This is a genomic window from Anoxybacillus sp. FSL W8-0382 (genome assembly GCF_038003845.1).
Lineage (GTDB): Bacteria > Bacillota > Bacilli > Bacillales > Anoxybacillaceae > Anoxybacillus > Anoxybacillus flavithermus_G.
Genome location: NZ_JBBOPX010000001.1, coordinates 1,498,371 through 1,513,148, shown reverse-complemented (window position 1 = coordinate 1,513,148; position 14,778 = coordinate 1,498,371). Strand labels below are relative to the sequence as shown.

Sequence of the window (14,778 nt, the reverse complement as noted above, 5' to 3'; positions counted from 1 at the left end):
TAAACGTAACATGTTTATTTTTTCAAAAAGGGGTGGAGTTATGCGCGGGTGGCATAAAGAGGCTGAAAAACAATGGGATGAGCGAGCAGAGTGGTGGCATCAAAGCAGCGAGGAGATGTGGGAGAGAGGAAGTCGAAAAACGATTATTCCGTTTGTGACGACATATATGCCGAAAGAAGGATATATTGCAGATATTGGATGTGGGGATGGATACGGATCGTATAAGCTATGTCAACAAGGATATCGTGTCATCGGATTAGATTTATCGAGTGAAATGATTGAATTAGCCAAAAACCGAAGAACTCATGAACATCTTCATTTTCAACAAGCGGATATTATGAATTTACCTTTTCCAGATGAAACGTTTACAGGTGCGATGATTATTAACTGCTTTGAATGGACGGAACGTCCGCTTGCTGCGCTTGAGGAAGTGCGGCGTGTATTAAAAGCAAATGCATATGTTTGTGTAGGTATCCTTGGACCGACAGCTGCCCCGCGAGTAAATAGCTATCGCCGCTTATATGATGAGGCGGTGATCTGCAATACGATGATGCCATGGGAGTTTGAACGGCTAGCTACTGAAAATGGTTTTACAGTTGTTGATGGAGAAGGGGTGTATAAGCGCGAAATTGATAATTCTATTATCCGACATTTACCGACAGAGTTAAAACAGGCCGTTTCTTTTATGTGGTTATTTATGTTGCAAAAAAGGTAGGGAGACGCATCATTGCCCCCTACCTTTTTGTTGAACTTCTAATTTTTCGTTTCCCATGAAGAAAATAGCTATTGCACTAAGAGCGATCGGAATTAATGCAATAGAAAATGTAAATGTAATTGACGAAGCCATCGCATCGACAATTTTTTGCAGCACGTTCGGTGGTATTTGAGCCCGCGCTCCTGTTTCAAACAACGCATGTGGATCTAGCGAAAATGTTGTCGTATTCGCACCGAATGATTCGCGTAATTCAGCAGCTAGCTTATTTGATTGAATCGTTCCGAAAATGGTTATACCAATTGTCATGCCGAGCGAACGAAAAAATGAATTTGTTGAATTCGCTGTCCCACGGAAACGGGGCTCTAAATTATGCATAGACGCCGATGGCAAAAGTGAAAAAGAAAATCCAACCCCAAATCCAGCTAATGCCATATAAACAGTTAACCATAGTCGCGATGTTTCTGGTGTCATCATACTGAGAAGAAGCATACCAAAAAAATAGGCGATAATCGAAACGAACATAATGTTTCGATAAGATGTTTTCGTTTGGGAAATTCCTGCCGTCGAGCTTCCCGCAACAGAACCAAGCATCATTGGCATTAAAATAAGCCCTGCGTTTTTGGCCGTTCCGCCATATACCGCTTGTACGAATATAGGAATAAAGACAGTTAAAATAACGAATGTCGCTCCGTATAAAAAAGCTAATAGTTGTGCGATCGCAAACGTGCGCCGTTTAAACAAAACAAATGAGATGATTGGCTCTTTTGCTTTTGTTTCTACATATAAGAAAGCAATAAAGAACACAAAGCTAATAGAAAACAATGAAATGATAGGTGCAGATTTCCAATCGTATTGTTTTCCACCTAATTCTAATGCAAACATTAAACTAACGACAGCAACAACGAGAGTCAAAGCGCCAAACCAGTCAATGGCTTGTTTTGTATGCTGTGTCGATTCTTTGTAATAACGAACAATGAAAAAAATGGACAATAAACCGATTGGGACATTCACATAAAATACCCAATGCCAACTTAAATAATCGGTAATATAAGCACCGAGCAATGGACCAAGCACGCTTGACATCCCAAAGACCGCCCCGAGCAATCCTGTCATTTTTCCACGTTTTTCTGGTGGGAACACGTCAAATACGATGGTAAATGCAATCGGCATTAATGCCCCGCCACCAATTCCTTGAATCGCGCGGAAAATGCTAAGTTGTACAATGCTTTGCGCTAAACCACAGAGCGCAGAACCGATTAAAAAGACGATTAATCCGAATAAAAAGAAACGTTTTCGACCATACATATCTGACAATTTCCCGAATATCGGCATACCAGCCATGACGGTCACCATGTAAGCGGATGTGACCCAAATAAATTGATCTACGCCGCCTAAATCTGCGACAATTGTACCGATTGCGGTTGCAACAATTGTATTATCCATTGCTGCCATAAAAATAGCTAATAACAGTCCCGCTACAATAAAAGAAATATGTCGGGTTTGATCAACCACGTGTACATCTCCTTTCTTCATGTATACAAAACATTATATTCTTTTTTTACATACTTACAAATAAAAAAGCTCTCGCAGAAAAGCGAAAGCCTACTCCCAAATGTAGGGGGTTTCCTGATACACATAATAATTGAGCCAGTTGACGAACAATAAATTAGCGTGAGAGCGCCATGTGTTATACGGTTGTTTATTTGGATCGTTATGTGGAAAATAATGTTTTGGAATTTGTATATCCAACCCTTTAGCCACATCACGTTCATATTCTTCTTTTAGCGTTGTGGCATCATACTCTGGGTGCCCTGTTAAAAACACTTGTTTGCCATCGTTTGAAATGACGAGACAGACGCCAGCTTCTTCGGATGAAGATAAAATCGTTAACTCTGAAACCGCTTCGATATGTTCACGTTTCACATCTGTATGGCGTGAGTGTGGGATTTTATGAATATCGTCAAATCCACGAATCAGTTTCACGTGCTTTTGTTCTAACACATGATCAAATACACCAAAACATTTTTGTGGTAAATCGTATTTTGGAATACCATAGTGATAGTACATCCCTGCTTGTGCACCCCAACAAATATGTAACGTAGATGTGACATTTGTTTTTGTCCATTCCATTATTTTGGTCAATTCATTCCAGTAATCGACTTGTTCAAACGGTAAATGTTCAACAGGTGCCCCGGTAATGATCATACCGTCATACTTTCGATGTCGTACATGTTGAAATGTTGTATAAAATTGGTCAAGATGGTGTTTCGATGTTGTTTTTGCTTCATGTGTTTCTGGACGCAAGAAGGTTACATTCACTTGTAGCGGTGAATTTCCAAGTAAACGTAGCAATTGTGTTTCCGCTTTTTCTTTTTGGGGCATTAAGTTTAAAATAATAATGTTTAGCGGTCGAATGTCTTGAGAATAGGCGCGATCTTCATCCATGACGAAAATATTTTCTTGTTCTAGTACCTCTTTCGCAGGAAGATCACGTGGAATATTAATTGGCAATGTCCTCAACCTCCATTTACATTATATAAATACATTCATTATAAAAATTTTTAGAAAATTATTCAATGTTTTTTATTTTATTGATTTTTCTATTTACATTGTTGTATTCTTGTAAAAGCAAGAATGATTTGGAGGGATGTACGTATGTTTATGTCATATGAAGAATATATGCGTCAAGTTGTACAACCGATGCGTGATGAATTAGTCAATGGTGGATTTACAGAGTTACGTACGAGTGAAGAAGTGGAACAATTTATGGAACAAGTGGAAGGAACAACTTTTGTTGTCGTTAATTCTGTTTGTGGTTGTGCAGCAGGGCTTGCGCGTCCAGCAGCTATTCAGGCGGTACAAATGAGCGAGAAAAAACCGAATCATCTCGTTACTGTTTTTGCAGGGCAAGATCGAGAAGCGACAGCTAAAATGCGTGAGTATTTTGTCGGTATCGAACCTTCTTCTCCATCGATGGCATTATTAAAAGGTAAAGAAGTTGTTCATTTTATTCCACGTCACGATATCGAAGCAAACTCGCTCGAAAATATTATGCAAAATATTATGCAAGCTTTTGAAAAACATTGCTAAGGGTGTCCTACAGACATCCTTTTTCTTTTGAGGTGAACGTATGATTGTGACAACTGCAGGTAGAACGAATGACCAAATGATCGAGAAAGCGAAACAAATTGCGTTAGAATTACAAACTTCATACATTCCGCGTCGAAAACGTTCCATTACGACCATCCACCAATTCGTAACTCAACCTGTTCTTGTCGTTGGAAAAGAGAGATTAGAACTCCATTTTCCGAACGGACGTGAACCGTTATTTTTTCATCCTAATTCTGCTTCTTTTCGAGCAAAGCGCATTTTAAAAGGAGAAAGTGAACCGTTTTTACAAGCTACGAAGTTACAAAAGGGGATGACGTTTTTAGATTGTACGCTTGGATTGGCGACCGATAGTATTATCGCCAGCTTAGCTGTTGGTTCGGAAGGAAAAGTGGTAGGAATTGAGGGGAGTGTATATATCGCTTACTTAACAAAACAAGGGTTACGTCATTGGGATAGCGATGTAGTTGAACTTAATGAAGCGATGCGACGTATTTGTGTGCATCATGATGATTTTCGCTCATTTTTAGCGCAATGCGATGATAAATCATATGATGTTGTTTATTTGGATCCGATGTTTGAAGTAAGTATTGAAGAGTCGGATGGGATAAAGGGATTAAAACAGGCAGCGCTATATACGAACGTAACAAAAGAAGATATCGAACAGGCGAAACGAGTAGCCCGTCAACGAGTTGTGTTGAAAGATCATTGGCAAAGCTCGCGATTTCATCAATTTGGTTTCTCTGTTTATCGAAGAAAAACAGCAAAATTTCATTTCGGTACGATTGAACTTTCGTAAATGGCACAAAATAAAGCAGTAGGGGGTGAATCAGATGGGAAAACGAAAAAAAGATGCTTCGAAAACAGGATTAAGTGCGCCAGAAATTAAGGGACAAGGAACAACAGAACAGGAAACAGGAAACATTGAGTTGGATTCAAGTCGTAAAAAAACAAAACGGATGTAACTTACTACTTCTTTCTCCTCTTTTCCGAGCGAAGTTGAATACGTGTTGCAGGAAAAGGAGCAAAATCGAAAGAAACATATGGGGAATAAAGGTTAACGAGGGAGTGTATCCCTCGTTTATTCTTTATAGTAAATAAGGTGGGAAGGACAACGGCAGTCAGATGAACCAAATCCTTTTACGATCCATTGTCCTTTGTATTGTTGAAAAAGTTGTTGAGCGCGTTCACATTCGCTAAGTTCAGAGGAATACGTTTGAACGTGTATGATTTCTCCATATGGACGAATGTAATCGATATGCCAACGTTTTCGTTTTTCCAGTTGCATATGACGTCGAATACGTGATTGAATGTTTCGTTTCGCACTCCCTACATAAATATAGTTTCCGCTCGGAAATAAAAAACTACCCAATTTACCGACTTCTACAGTAACATTGCTAGTTATGGTGAAGAATATAGCATATACTGTATGTTGATTGTCAAACATTTATCACACCTCTTAAAAACTAGTCATTGAAAAATGAAGATCTTAGCAATACAATAAAAGAAGCGTATGTATGAAAAAAGGAGATGACGTTATGCTTTCAAATATCGGAGTGCCTGGTTTAATTTTAATTCTTGTCATCGCTCTTGTCATTTTCGGACCGAAAAAACTGCCTGAAATTGGACGTGCTTTCGGTGAAACGTTGCGTGAGTTTAAAAAATCAACAAAAGGATTGCGCGATGAAGTATTAGAAGAGCTTGACGAAAAGAAAGAAACGCGTAAATCATAAAGCGGCAACGATGTGTTGCCGTTTTTAACATGGAAAAAGGTTGGTGTTTACGCTCGTGGAAGAAAAGCAACGATATGAAGATAAAGAGATGACGTTAGTTGAACATTTAGAAGAATTGCGCAAGAGAATTTTTATTGTTGTTGGAGCGCTTATTTTATTTTTTATTGTAGGATTTATTTTTGTTCAAGATTTATATCGCTGGCTTATTGCTGATTTAGATGTAAAATTAACCATTTTAAGTCCTACTGATATTTTATGGGTATATGTCATGTTAGCTGGCGTATTCGCGATTACGATGACGATTCCTGTATTTGTTTGGCAACTATGGATGTTCGTGAAGCCTGCTCTTACTCCAAGAGAACGAAAAGTAACGTTATCGTATATTCCAGCGACATTTTTGTTATTTGTTCTCGGTTTATGTTTTGGTTACTTTGTTGTTTTGCCGATGGTGTTCCACTTTTTAATGAGTCTTGGCGAAGATTTGTTCGCGACGATGTTTACAACAGAGAAGTATTTTCGATTTATTTTAAACATGACGATTCCTTTTGCTGTATTGTTTGAATTACCAATTATTATTATGTTTTTAACAAGCATTGGTTTAATCAATCCATATGCGTTACAAAAGATGAGAAAATATGCATATTTTATATTAGTTATTATTGCAGTAACTATTACGCCACCAGATTTTATCTCTGACTTTTTAGTAACTATTCCGTTGCTGTTATTGTATGAGGTGAGTATATCTATCTCAAAATTTGTGTATAAACGAAAAGAAAAACAGGTTGAACAAGAAGCGTCTTCAGAATAGAAGGCGCTTTTTATTTACCCGTTTATTATAATAAAAACTATTTTCATGTTGCTAATATATTTAAGAACATTTTGTTACATTTATCCCATGAAAATAACATAAAGGTAAATAATGATATATAATCAATTGTAAACGTTATCATGTAAAGGGGAGGAGCTATGTGAAGAGAAAGACGATTTTGGAAGAAGTGCTTGATCGCGGCCTTACGAGACGCGATTTTTTAAAAATGTGTACAGCACTGGCGGCGACAATGGGATTAGATTTTTCGCAAACCGATCAAGTTGTTGCGGCAATGGAAAAAAACTACCGCGTCCCAGTCATTTGGCTACAGTTTCAAGACTGTACAGGTTGTTCTGAATCATTTATTCGCTCTACGCATCCAAAAGTGGAAAGCGTGCTTTTCAACATGATTTCTCTCGAGTATTCAGAAGCGCTTTCTGCTGCTTCAGGCCATCAAATTGAAGCCGCACTTGAACATGTTCTGGAACATTATCCGGGGGAATACATACTTGCGGTAGAAGGAAGTTTGCCAACAGATGATGCGTTTTTAACTGTCGGTGGCGTGTCGGCAAAAGAGACGTTTCTTCGCGCTGCTAAAGGAGCAAAAGCGATTATTGCATATGGAAGCTGTTCGTCGTGGGGCGGAATTCCTGCTGCATATCCGAATCCGACAAAAGCTAAGCCGATTACATATTTCGTGAAAGATAAACCGATCATCTTAGTACCCGGGTGTCCACCGATCGCAGAAGTGATGACGGGAGTGGTTGCCCATATGATTACGTTCGGTAGACTTCCAGAGCTTGATCATCTCGGCAGACCGAAAGCGTTTTATCGTCATCGTATTCATGATAAATGTAATCGTCGCGCATATTTTGATGCGGGATTATTTGCGGAATCGTTTGACGACGAAGGAGCAAGACAAGGATATTGCTTATACAAAGTAGGGTGCAAAGGACCGACAACATATAACTCCTGTGCAGAGATGCGTTGGAACGGAGGAGTGAGCTACCCGATTCAATCTGGAAATCCGTGTATTGGTTGCTCTGAAAAAGGATTTTGGGATAACGGTCCTTTCTTTGTTCGTCGCGCGAAAATCCCTGCTTCTCAAACAACGATTAATCCAGAAACAGTCGGAGCGATTGCTGTCGGTATAACGGCTGCAGGTGTTGCTGCTCACGCTGCTGTCACAGCGTTGAAGAAAAAAGATGAACATCATGATCGAGGTGAATAAAGATGACAGAACGTATTGTTGTCGACCCAGTCACGCGAATTGAAGGTCATTTACGCATTGAAGTAGATATTGACGAGAGAGGTGTTATTCAAGAGGCGTTTAGTTCAGGAACAGCAGTCCGCGGTATTGAGTTAATCGTGCGCGATCGTGATCCAAGGGACGTTTGGGCGTATGTGCAGCGCATTTGCGGTGTTTGCACAACTACACATGCTTTAGCTTCTATCCGATCCGTTGAAGATGCGCTGGATATCAAAATTCCAAAAAATCCCCATCTTATCCGTGACATTATGAATGCTGCAGTTTTTTTACATGACCATGTCGTTCATTTTTATCATTTACATGCATTCGATTGGATTGATGTATTAAGCGCTCTGAAAGCCGATCCGAACGAAACGAGCCGCATTGCTCAGTCTCTCTCCAATTGGCCAAAATCGTCACCAGGTTATTTTAAAGAGATTCAAATGAAGGTACAAAAAGTTGTTGATAGCGGCCAACTTGGCATTTTTGCAAACGGGTATTGGGGGCATCCAGCGTATAAGTTACCGCCTGAGGTGAACTTGCTTGCTGTTGCCCACTATTTAGAAGCGCTTGATTGGCAAAAGGAAATTGTTAAAATTCATACCATTTTCGGGGGGGGAAAAACCCGCATCCTCATTATGTTGTCGGCGGAATGGCCACTCCAATTGATATAAATAGTGATAATGCAATTCACGCAGAGCGTCTTATGCATGTTTCGCAAATTATTGATCAGGCAGTAGAGTTTGTAAACCATGTTTACATTCCCGATTTATTGGCGATTGGTTCGTTTTATAAAGATTGGACATATGGCGGAGGATTAAATAACTATTTATGTTATGGGGATTTTTCGACAGGTGATATTCGGGACGTGCATTTATATCGTTTCCCACGTGGTGTTATTTTAAATGGTAATTTAAACGAAGTGCTTGATGTCGATCCGAAAGATCCAGAACAAGTAAAAGAATTTATTGATCATTCGTGGTACACATATGATGGGAAAGAGGGGGGAGTTGGCAAACATCCGTGGGAGGGAGAAACATCACTCCGTTATACAGGGCCAAAACCACCGTTTAAAACATTAAATACAGATGAAAAATATAGTTGGCTAAAATCTCCAAGATGGAAAGAGCATCCGATGGAAACAGGACCACTTGCGCGCATGCTAGTTGGCTATGCGTTAAAGAAAGATGAGTTTGTTGGATTAGTAGATGATACATTAAAGAAATTGAGTTGGCCACTTGAAGCGATGAGCTCGGCACTCGGACGTACAGTAGCACGTGGGCTTGAGTCTATTCTCGTTGCCAAATGGATGCGCGATGATATGGACGCATTGCTTGCGAATATTCGCAACGGAAATCAAATTACATTCGATCGGACAAAATGGGAGCCAAGCACGTGGCCTAAGCGAGCGAAAGGAGTAGGATGGATGGAGGCGCCACGTGGTGCGTTAGGCCATTGGATTGAAATTGAAGATGGGAAAACGAAAAACTATCAAGCCGTCGTTCCAACGACATGGAATGCTTCACCGCGTGACCATAAAGGGCAAATTGGTGCGTATGAAGCGTCTTTAAAGGGAACGCCATTGCTTGATAAAGAAAAGCCGTTAGAGATTTTGCGCATCATCCATTCGTTCGATCCATGTTTAGCATGTGCGGTTCATTTAACCGATCTTGAATCGAAACAAACAACGCATATTCGTATTGGGTAGGAGGGGAGTGTATGTCAGTCCCGACAAATCCAAAAATTGAACAAAAACAGACGGAAGTCATTTGGAAGCGATCGCGAAAAGCAAAACGTATTGAGCTAAATGATCACATGGTGAAAGTGTACGTATGGGAATTACCTGTTCGTATTTTTCATTGGATTAATGCTTTTTCTATCATAGTTTTAATGATTACGGGCGTGTTTATCGGCCGCCCGTTCGTGTCTGCCTCCATTCAAGAAGAAGCGTATTACTCGTTTTTGATGGGGTGGGCACGTTATATTCACTTCTTCGTTGCTTTCCTTTTTACTATTAATTTAGCTGTTCGTTGGTATTGGGTATACAAAGGAAACGAACATGCGACGTCGAACCCATTTCGACTTTCTTTTTGGAAAGAAGCATTTGAAACTATCAAATATTACTTATTTATGAAAAATCATTAGCATTGCATAAATATAGTTAGAATTTTCTGTTAATTATTTTTTGTGAATTTGTGCCAAAAAGACAAAACCTAAAGAAAGGCGGCACTGTCCATTTGGTAAATATATACAGTTAAATCAGAGCGACAACGACAAAAGGGAGATTATGGACTGGCTCGCCCATCAAATTTTCGCAACCAAACATAAGCTGGTTTCCACAGAGCTCTCTTTAACCAACGAGTAATTCGAAGTAGGGATTTCTTACTTTTCATCTCCAATTGAATGAGAACATGTAAGCAATACGTGATAAGGGCTAAGAAAATTTGATTTTGAATAGCTGTTTCACTCATTCCATAAAAGTGCTTAATTTCTACGTGTTGCTTAAGCCATTTGAAAAAGAGTTCAATAGCCCAGCGAGATCGGTAAATACCACTTATCTCTTCTGCTTTTAAATCAAATCGGTTGGTAATTAAACGAAGTAAGTTCCCTTTTGTGTCCATAACTTCTAGTAGACGATAGACATTTTCAGTACGATTTTGTGTGGTACCAATATAGACCATTTTATCGGATAGAACGTGACAATCATCAGGAAGTGAAAATGTATAGACTTCACGAATGACTGCGTTTTTCTTCAGTCTTGAAACGAAGAAATAGCCATCATCTGTCATCCGGTCAAAACGTTCATAGTCCACATAACCGCGGTCAAACACATACATGGCTTCTTTATCATCCACTAGGACTTCGAGTTGATTTCGGTCATGTTCTTTTGCTGTCGTAATCACTGCTTTTTCAGGATAGACGGTGTCTTTATCCATGAAAACGAGCCGTAAGTGTAGCTTTACACCAGCTTTTGTTTTACGGAATTTTGCCCATTTATAATTGGTCAAATTCAACGGGAGTGTACTCGAATCAATGATTTTCAGTGGCATATTCTTTCCGTTTTTATAATGGTACCGTTGAATTTTCCAAACAAGATCCAAGAACAAATTTGCAAGAATTAGTGGGTTGATCTGATTGTTTTTTCGGGATAGCTGAGAGGCACTTATCGATTCAAATCCGAGTGCTTTTTGAAGATCTTCGTCTACAAGTGCATCACTCATTTCCTCTAAGCTCTTAAATTCGAGCAGTTGGGCTACCAATAAAAATTTAATATAGGCTTCTGTTGTCAGCTTTTTTGTGTAATAGTCCTGTTTCAATTCTTTGACTTGTTCGCTAAGTTTTTGAATATTTATGGGTGAAACCCATTTACCAAATGATGAAATTAGTGTATTCTTGTCCATAACAGTTATCCTTTACGATTGGATTTGGACAGGAACCACCTGTACTTCCATTGTAAAGGATTTTTTTGTTTCGAAATCAATAAAAAATTGAACATTCTTAGTATTTTGAATCATCAGATTTAATTACTGCAATGCTAGTGATGAAAAATAACAAAAAACATTATATCGGACATAATCCGCTCGCTCAATTAAGCTATTGGATTTTCATTGGATTAGGCTCAATTATTATGATGCTTACAGGATATTATTTATTAGTAACTATTCAGCCACATCATAAAGTGAGCTGAATATTTTTTGCTTTTCCTGTCTATGATGTGAATATTGATAGACAAGGAGGTGAATCGCATGTTGACGGTACAACAAGCTGTATTTACAGTTGAAAGCTTAATCAGCAAAGTCCAACAACAAAAGCAGCTCATTACTCACCAACAACAAGTCATTGAGCAACTGTTGAAAGAAAACAAACAGCTACGCAAAGAAAATGAACAACTGAAGTACCGTGTTCAAGAGCTGGAAGCACGCACGAAAAAAAACAGCTCCAATAGCCATTTGCCCCCATCTTCTGACCGTTTTGCCAACACACGTTCTTCTCGTCAACCATCTGGCAACAAGCCAGGCGGACAAGAAGGACATCAAGGAACGACGCTCCGTCAAGTGGAACATCCACATCATCGTGTCGTCCACCGTGTGCATACGTGTCAAGGATGTGGGGTTTCTTTGCGTGACGTCAAACCGTTCAAAGTCGATATCCGTCAAGTGTTTGATGTCCCTCCTGTGGCGATCGAGGTGACACAACATGAACGTGAAGTGAAATCGTGTCCGCATTGTCGATGCGTGCAACAAGCCGAATTCCCATCCCATGTCACGAATCATGTGCAATACGGTCCACGCCTTACTGCGCTCGTTGTTTATTTACATCATATCCAATTGATCCCGTACAAGCGTTTAAGTGATACAATCGAAGCGTTATATCAACACTCGATTAGTACAGGAACCCTTGCCAATATGGTGAAACGAGGACGCGAAGCGCTGGAATCAAATATGGACATCATCGAAGACGCCTTACTTGAATCCAACATCCTGCATGTCGATGAAACGAGTTTGCGCATCAATGGGAAACTCGCATGGGTGCATGTCGCGTGTACATCGAGATATACATACTTGGCTTCTCACGCTTCTCGTGGAAAGAAAGCAACGGATGAGATCGGGATTCTTCCACAATACAAAGGGACGATGATGCACGATGGGTTCGGTACGTATCCGAAATACACACATGCCACCCATGCCCTTTGTCATGCCCACCATTTGCGTGAGTTAAAAGGATTCATCGAACAAGGGCATACGTGGGCGATGCGCATGACCACGTTTCTGTTAGCCGCCAAGCAAGCCGTCGAAGCCCATCACGGTGCACTTTCCGAAGAAGAAGCGAGACGGTGGGAACGAGTGTATGATCGCATCCTAGAAAGAGCACAACATCGATTGGAAACGATGACACCTCTTCCGAAAAAAGCACTCGCTTTTGTTCGACGGCTTCAGAAACGAAAGGAAGAAGCGTTGCGTTTCTTACGTGAAGTACATGTTCCCTTTGACAACAACCAAGCCGAACGCGATCTTCGCATGGTTAAAGTCAAAGAGAACATTTCGGGTACGTTTCGCGTAGAAACATTCGCCCAGTCTTTTTGTATCACAAGAAGCATCGTTTCCACACTGACGAAACACGAAAAAAACGTGTGGGATTCGTTATGTCTTCTGTTGACGGGTGACACGCTTGATCGCGTTCTTTCTACCACTTAGGGCATTTTCTATTACGGGGATGCCCTATTTGTGTTGCGCTTCTTTACATACTACTATCGGAGTGAATAGTTACATTTATTATTCGAGCCACAACCTGAGTCCATTTACGGAAAAATGTTTATGTGGGTTGCCCATTTATTTGGCGGCGATAGCTATTCTGTTCGTTCGTGGCACCATCTCGTTGCATGGGGATTTATCATTTTTACTGTTGTACACGTGTACATGGCATTTCGTGAAGACTACTTGCAACGGAATGGAACGATGTCATCCATTTTTACTGGCTATAAAATAGAGAGAAAAAAAGAAGCATTAGGTGAACACGATGAAAAATAAAAAAATAACCGTTCTCGGAATTGGGAACTTATTGTATTCTGACGAAGGCCTGAATCCGTGACAAAACATCTTTACAATGGTCGCAAACCGTTGATACGATAAGGGAAAACGACGTTGACGATTCTTCATCAAGTAGGTGAATGTGATGAAAGATTTCCCGATTCGGTTTGTATTGACAGATGAAGCGATTACTCCAAGTGCTGGGCTTGCTCTCGTGGGCTACTTACTGCACCAAACGAAGCTGGATAAACGAGTAAACGCACTTCGGCTCCCAACGGTTCGTCGAGATGTGCACATTTCCCATAGCGACGTCATTCGCTCGATGATCGGCTTGCTTGCCACAGGAAAAACGGATTTTGATCATATCGAAGCGTATCGTCAGGACGATATCTTTTCGACATCAATGGGCATTCGGCACGTACCTTCCTCCCCAACGTTGCGACAGCGTCTCGATCAGCTCGCTTGTCTCCCGATGACCGAAACCATCATTTGGGAGGAATCGATGCGTCTGTTGGTTCGACAACACGCTACCTTGTCCGCTTGTTGGACGAAAGGGAAAACGACATGGCTTCCCCTTGATATAGATGCTTCCCCATTTGATAACTCCGATACGAAAAAAGAAGGAGTGAGTCGAACGTATAAAGGATTTGACGGTTTTACGCCGTTGTTTGCGTACGCAGGGAAGGAAGGGTATATCGTTCATGCCGAGCTGCGTCCAGGGAAACAACATGTACAAGACAACATGCCTTCGTTTTTAACTACCGCTATCCGTCGAGCTCGTCCGCTGACCTCGTCTCGTCTGCTTGTCCGCATGGATGCAGGAAACGATGCGGAAGCGAATGTGCACGTATGTCTAAAGGAAGACGTGGACTTTGTCATCAAGCGAAACTTACGCCGAGAATCGAAAGCGCTTTGGTTCCAGATCGCTTCGCAAAAGGGCAGACGCGTCGATGATGGACAAACAGAAGGAGTACAAACGTATGAGTTATGCCTTCCACAGACAGCAGCAATCGATGGACACACGTATACGTACGTTCAAGTCACCCAAGTGACGGAACGAACGATGGAACGAAATGGACAGCTGATGCTCGTTCCTGATTACGAAGTCGAAAGCTACTGGGTGCGCCTCGAAGGATACGAGCATGTTCGAATGAGTGATGTGCTCGCATTGTATCACGATCATGCGACATGCGAACAGTTTCATAGCGAACTGAAAAGCGACTTAGATTTAGAGCGACTTCCATCAGGGAAGATGAAAACGAATGCGCTCGTGTTAGTCATGGGAGCATTCGTGTACAACCTTCTTCGCCTGATTGGACAAGATCTATTAAGCGATCCGAGACATCCATTACATCATAAAGTGAAACGCCGCCGCATCAAGACGATCATTCAGACGGTGATCACGATGGCAGGTCGACTCGTCCGCCGATCACGACAGATCTGGATGAAACTGACGCGAAGGAGTGGGTACAGTATACTCCTACTGAATGTGTATCAAAAATGGAAAGAGGCAAGATAACAAACAGATGTTCGGGTACTCATATCCATCACTCCCCCCTGTACTTTTTTTGTCTCTTTTTTGGTTTGTATCTCCATAAAAGAGGATTTATCTCGTTTTCAAACATGAAAGTGGTGCA

At 40.8% G+C, this 14,778-nt stretch carries 13 protein-coding genes and 4 pseudogenes; 13 read left to right on the top strand and 4 right to left on the bottom strand.

What is annotated here, in order from left to right; all coding sequences use genetic code 11:
- Positions 1-40: 40 nt before the first annotated feature.
- Entirely contained in the window at positions 41-715 is a 675-nt protein-coding gene (locus tag NSS60_RS08025; RefSeq protein WP_004890518.1) for a class I SAM-dependent methyltransferase, read from the top strand.
- A 9-nt stretch (positions 716-724) separates the two neighbouring features.
- Here the strand turns inward: NSS60_RS08025 and NSS60_RS08020 are convergent, their stop codons facing one another.
- Positions 725-2,227, bottom strand: coding sequence for an MDR family MFS transporter (locus NSS60_RS08020; RefSeq protein WP_064214219.1), 1,503 nt, complete (start codon positions 2,225-2,227; stop codon positions 725-727).
- A 90-nt stretch (positions 2,228-2,317) separates the two neighbouring features.
- Entirely contained in the window at positions 2,318-3,226 is a 909-nt protein-coding gene (gene metA / locus NSS60_RS08015) for a homoserine O-acetyltransferase MetA (protein WP_004890517.1), read from the bottom strand.
- Positions 3,227-3,370: 144 nt separating this feature from the next.
- Here metA and NSS60_RS08010 point away from each other — a divergent pair, with 144 nt between their 5' ends.
- Genes NSS60_RS08010 through NSS60_RS08000 form a run of 3 tightly spaced genes read left to right on the top strand, consistent with a single transcriptional unit; the run spans position 3,371 to position 4,788 of the window.
- A complete protein-coding gene (locus tag NSS60_RS08010) occupies positions 3,371-3,805 on the top strand; it encodes a BrxA/BrxB family bacilliredoxin (RefSeq protein ID WP_004890513.1) in 435 nt (144 codons plus the stop codon).
- A gap of 40 nt (positions 3,806-3,845) precedes the next feature.
- The gene (locus NSS60_RS08005; RefSeq protein ID WP_004890511.1) at positions 3,846-4,622 is read left to right on the top strand and encodes a class I SAM-dependent methyltransferase; all 777 of its coding nucleotides are present in this window, start codon (positions 3,846-3,848) and stop codon (positions 4,620-4,622) included.
- A 34-nt stretch (positions 4,623-4,656) separates the two neighbouring features.
- A complete protein-coding gene (locus NSS60_RS08000; protein ID WP_080601142.1) occupies positions 4,657-4,788 on the top strand; it encodes a YuzL family protein in 132 nt (43 codons plus the stop codon).
- Between the two features lie 116 nt (positions 4,789-4,904).
- Here NSS60_RS08000 and NSS60_RS07995 read toward each other — a convergent pair whose 3' ends face one another.
- Positions 4,905-5,195 carry a GIY-YIG nuclease family protein gene (locus NSS60_RS07995; RefSeq protein WP_230456191.1) on the bottom strand — a complete coding sequence of 97 codons (291 nt, stop codon included), beginning with the start codon at positions 5,193-5,195 and terminating at the stop codon, positions 4,905-4,907.
- Between the two features lie 166 nt (positions 5,196-5,361).
- Here NSS60_RS07995 and NSS60_RS07990 point away from each other — a divergent pair, with 166 nt between their 5' ends.
- The 5 genes and pseudogenes from NSS60_RS07990 to NSS60_RS07970 all read left to right on the top strand — a co-directional run.
- The gene (locus tag NSS60_RS07990; RefSeq protein ID WP_035018658.1) at positions 5,362-5,556 is read left to right on the top strand and encodes a twin-arginine translocase TatA/TatE family subunit; all 195 of its coding nucleotides are present in this window, start codon (positions 5,362-5,364) and stop codon (positions 5,554-5,556) included.
- Positions 5,557-5,644: 88 nt separating this feature from the next.
- Positions 5,645-6,364 carry a twin-arginine translocase subunit TatC gene (tatC, locus tag NSS60_RS07985; protein WP_192948883.1) on the top strand — a complete coding sequence of 240 codons (720 nt, stop codon included), beginning with the start codon at positions 5,645-5,647 and terminating at the stop codon, positions 6,362-6,364.
- 160 nt (positions 6,365-6,524) lie between these two features.
- Entirely contained in the window at positions 6,525-7,595 is a 1,071-nt protein-coding gene (locus NSS60_RS07980; RefSeq protein WP_004890503.1) for a hydrogenase small subunit, read from the top strand.
- Positions 7,596-7,597: 2 nt separating this feature from the next.
- Positions 7,598-9,321, top strand: a pseudogene (locus tag NSS60_RS07975) (nickel-dependent hydrogenase large subunit).
- A gap of 11 nt (positions 9,322-9,332) precedes the next feature.
- Positions 9,333-9,752 (top strand): annotated as a pseudogene (locus NSS60_RS07970) (cytochrome b/b6 domain-containing protein); the annotation flags it as partial.
- A 146-nt stretch (positions 9,753-9,898) separates the two neighbouring features.
- On the opposite strand, the gene NSS60_RS07965 reads toward NSS60_RS07970, so the two are convergent.
- The gene (locus NSS60_RS07965; protein WP_032101754.1) at positions 9,899-11,014 is read right to left on the bottom strand and encodes an IS4 family transposase; all 1,116 of its coding nucleotides are present in this window, start codon (positions 11,012-11,014) and stop codon (positions 9,899-9,901) included.
- A 131-nt stretch (positions 11,015-11,145) separates the two neighbouring features.
- Here NSS60_RS07965 and NSS60_RS07960 point away from each other — a divergent pair.
- The 4 genes and pseudogenes from NSS60_RS07960 to NSS60_RS07945 all read left to right on the top strand — a co-directional run.
- A pseudogene (locus tag NSS60_RS07960) lies at positions 11,146-11,283 on the top strand (Ni/Fe-hydrogenase, b-type cytochrome subunit); the annotation flags it as partial.
- A 76-nt stretch (positions 11,284-11,359) separates the two neighbouring features.
- Positions 11,360-12,808, top strand: coding sequence for an IS66 family transposase (gene tnpC / locus NSS60_RS07955; RefSeq protein ID WP_088223283.1), 1,449 nt, complete (start codon positions 11,360-11,362; stop codon positions 12,806-12,808).
- A 72-nt stretch (positions 12,809-12,880) separates the two neighbouring features.
- A pseudogene (locus tag NSS60_RS07950) lies at positions 12,881-13,141 on the top strand (cytochrome b/b6 domain-containing protein); the annotation flags it as partial.
- A 145-nt stretch (positions 13,142-13,286) separates the two neighbouring features.
- Complete coding sequence (locus NSS60_RS07945) at positions 13,287-14,660, top strand: IS1380 family transposase (protein ID WP_088223305.1); 1,374 nt, start codon at positions 13,287-13,289, stop codon at positions 14,658-14,660.
- Positions 14,661-14,778 lie beyond the last annotated feature (118 nt).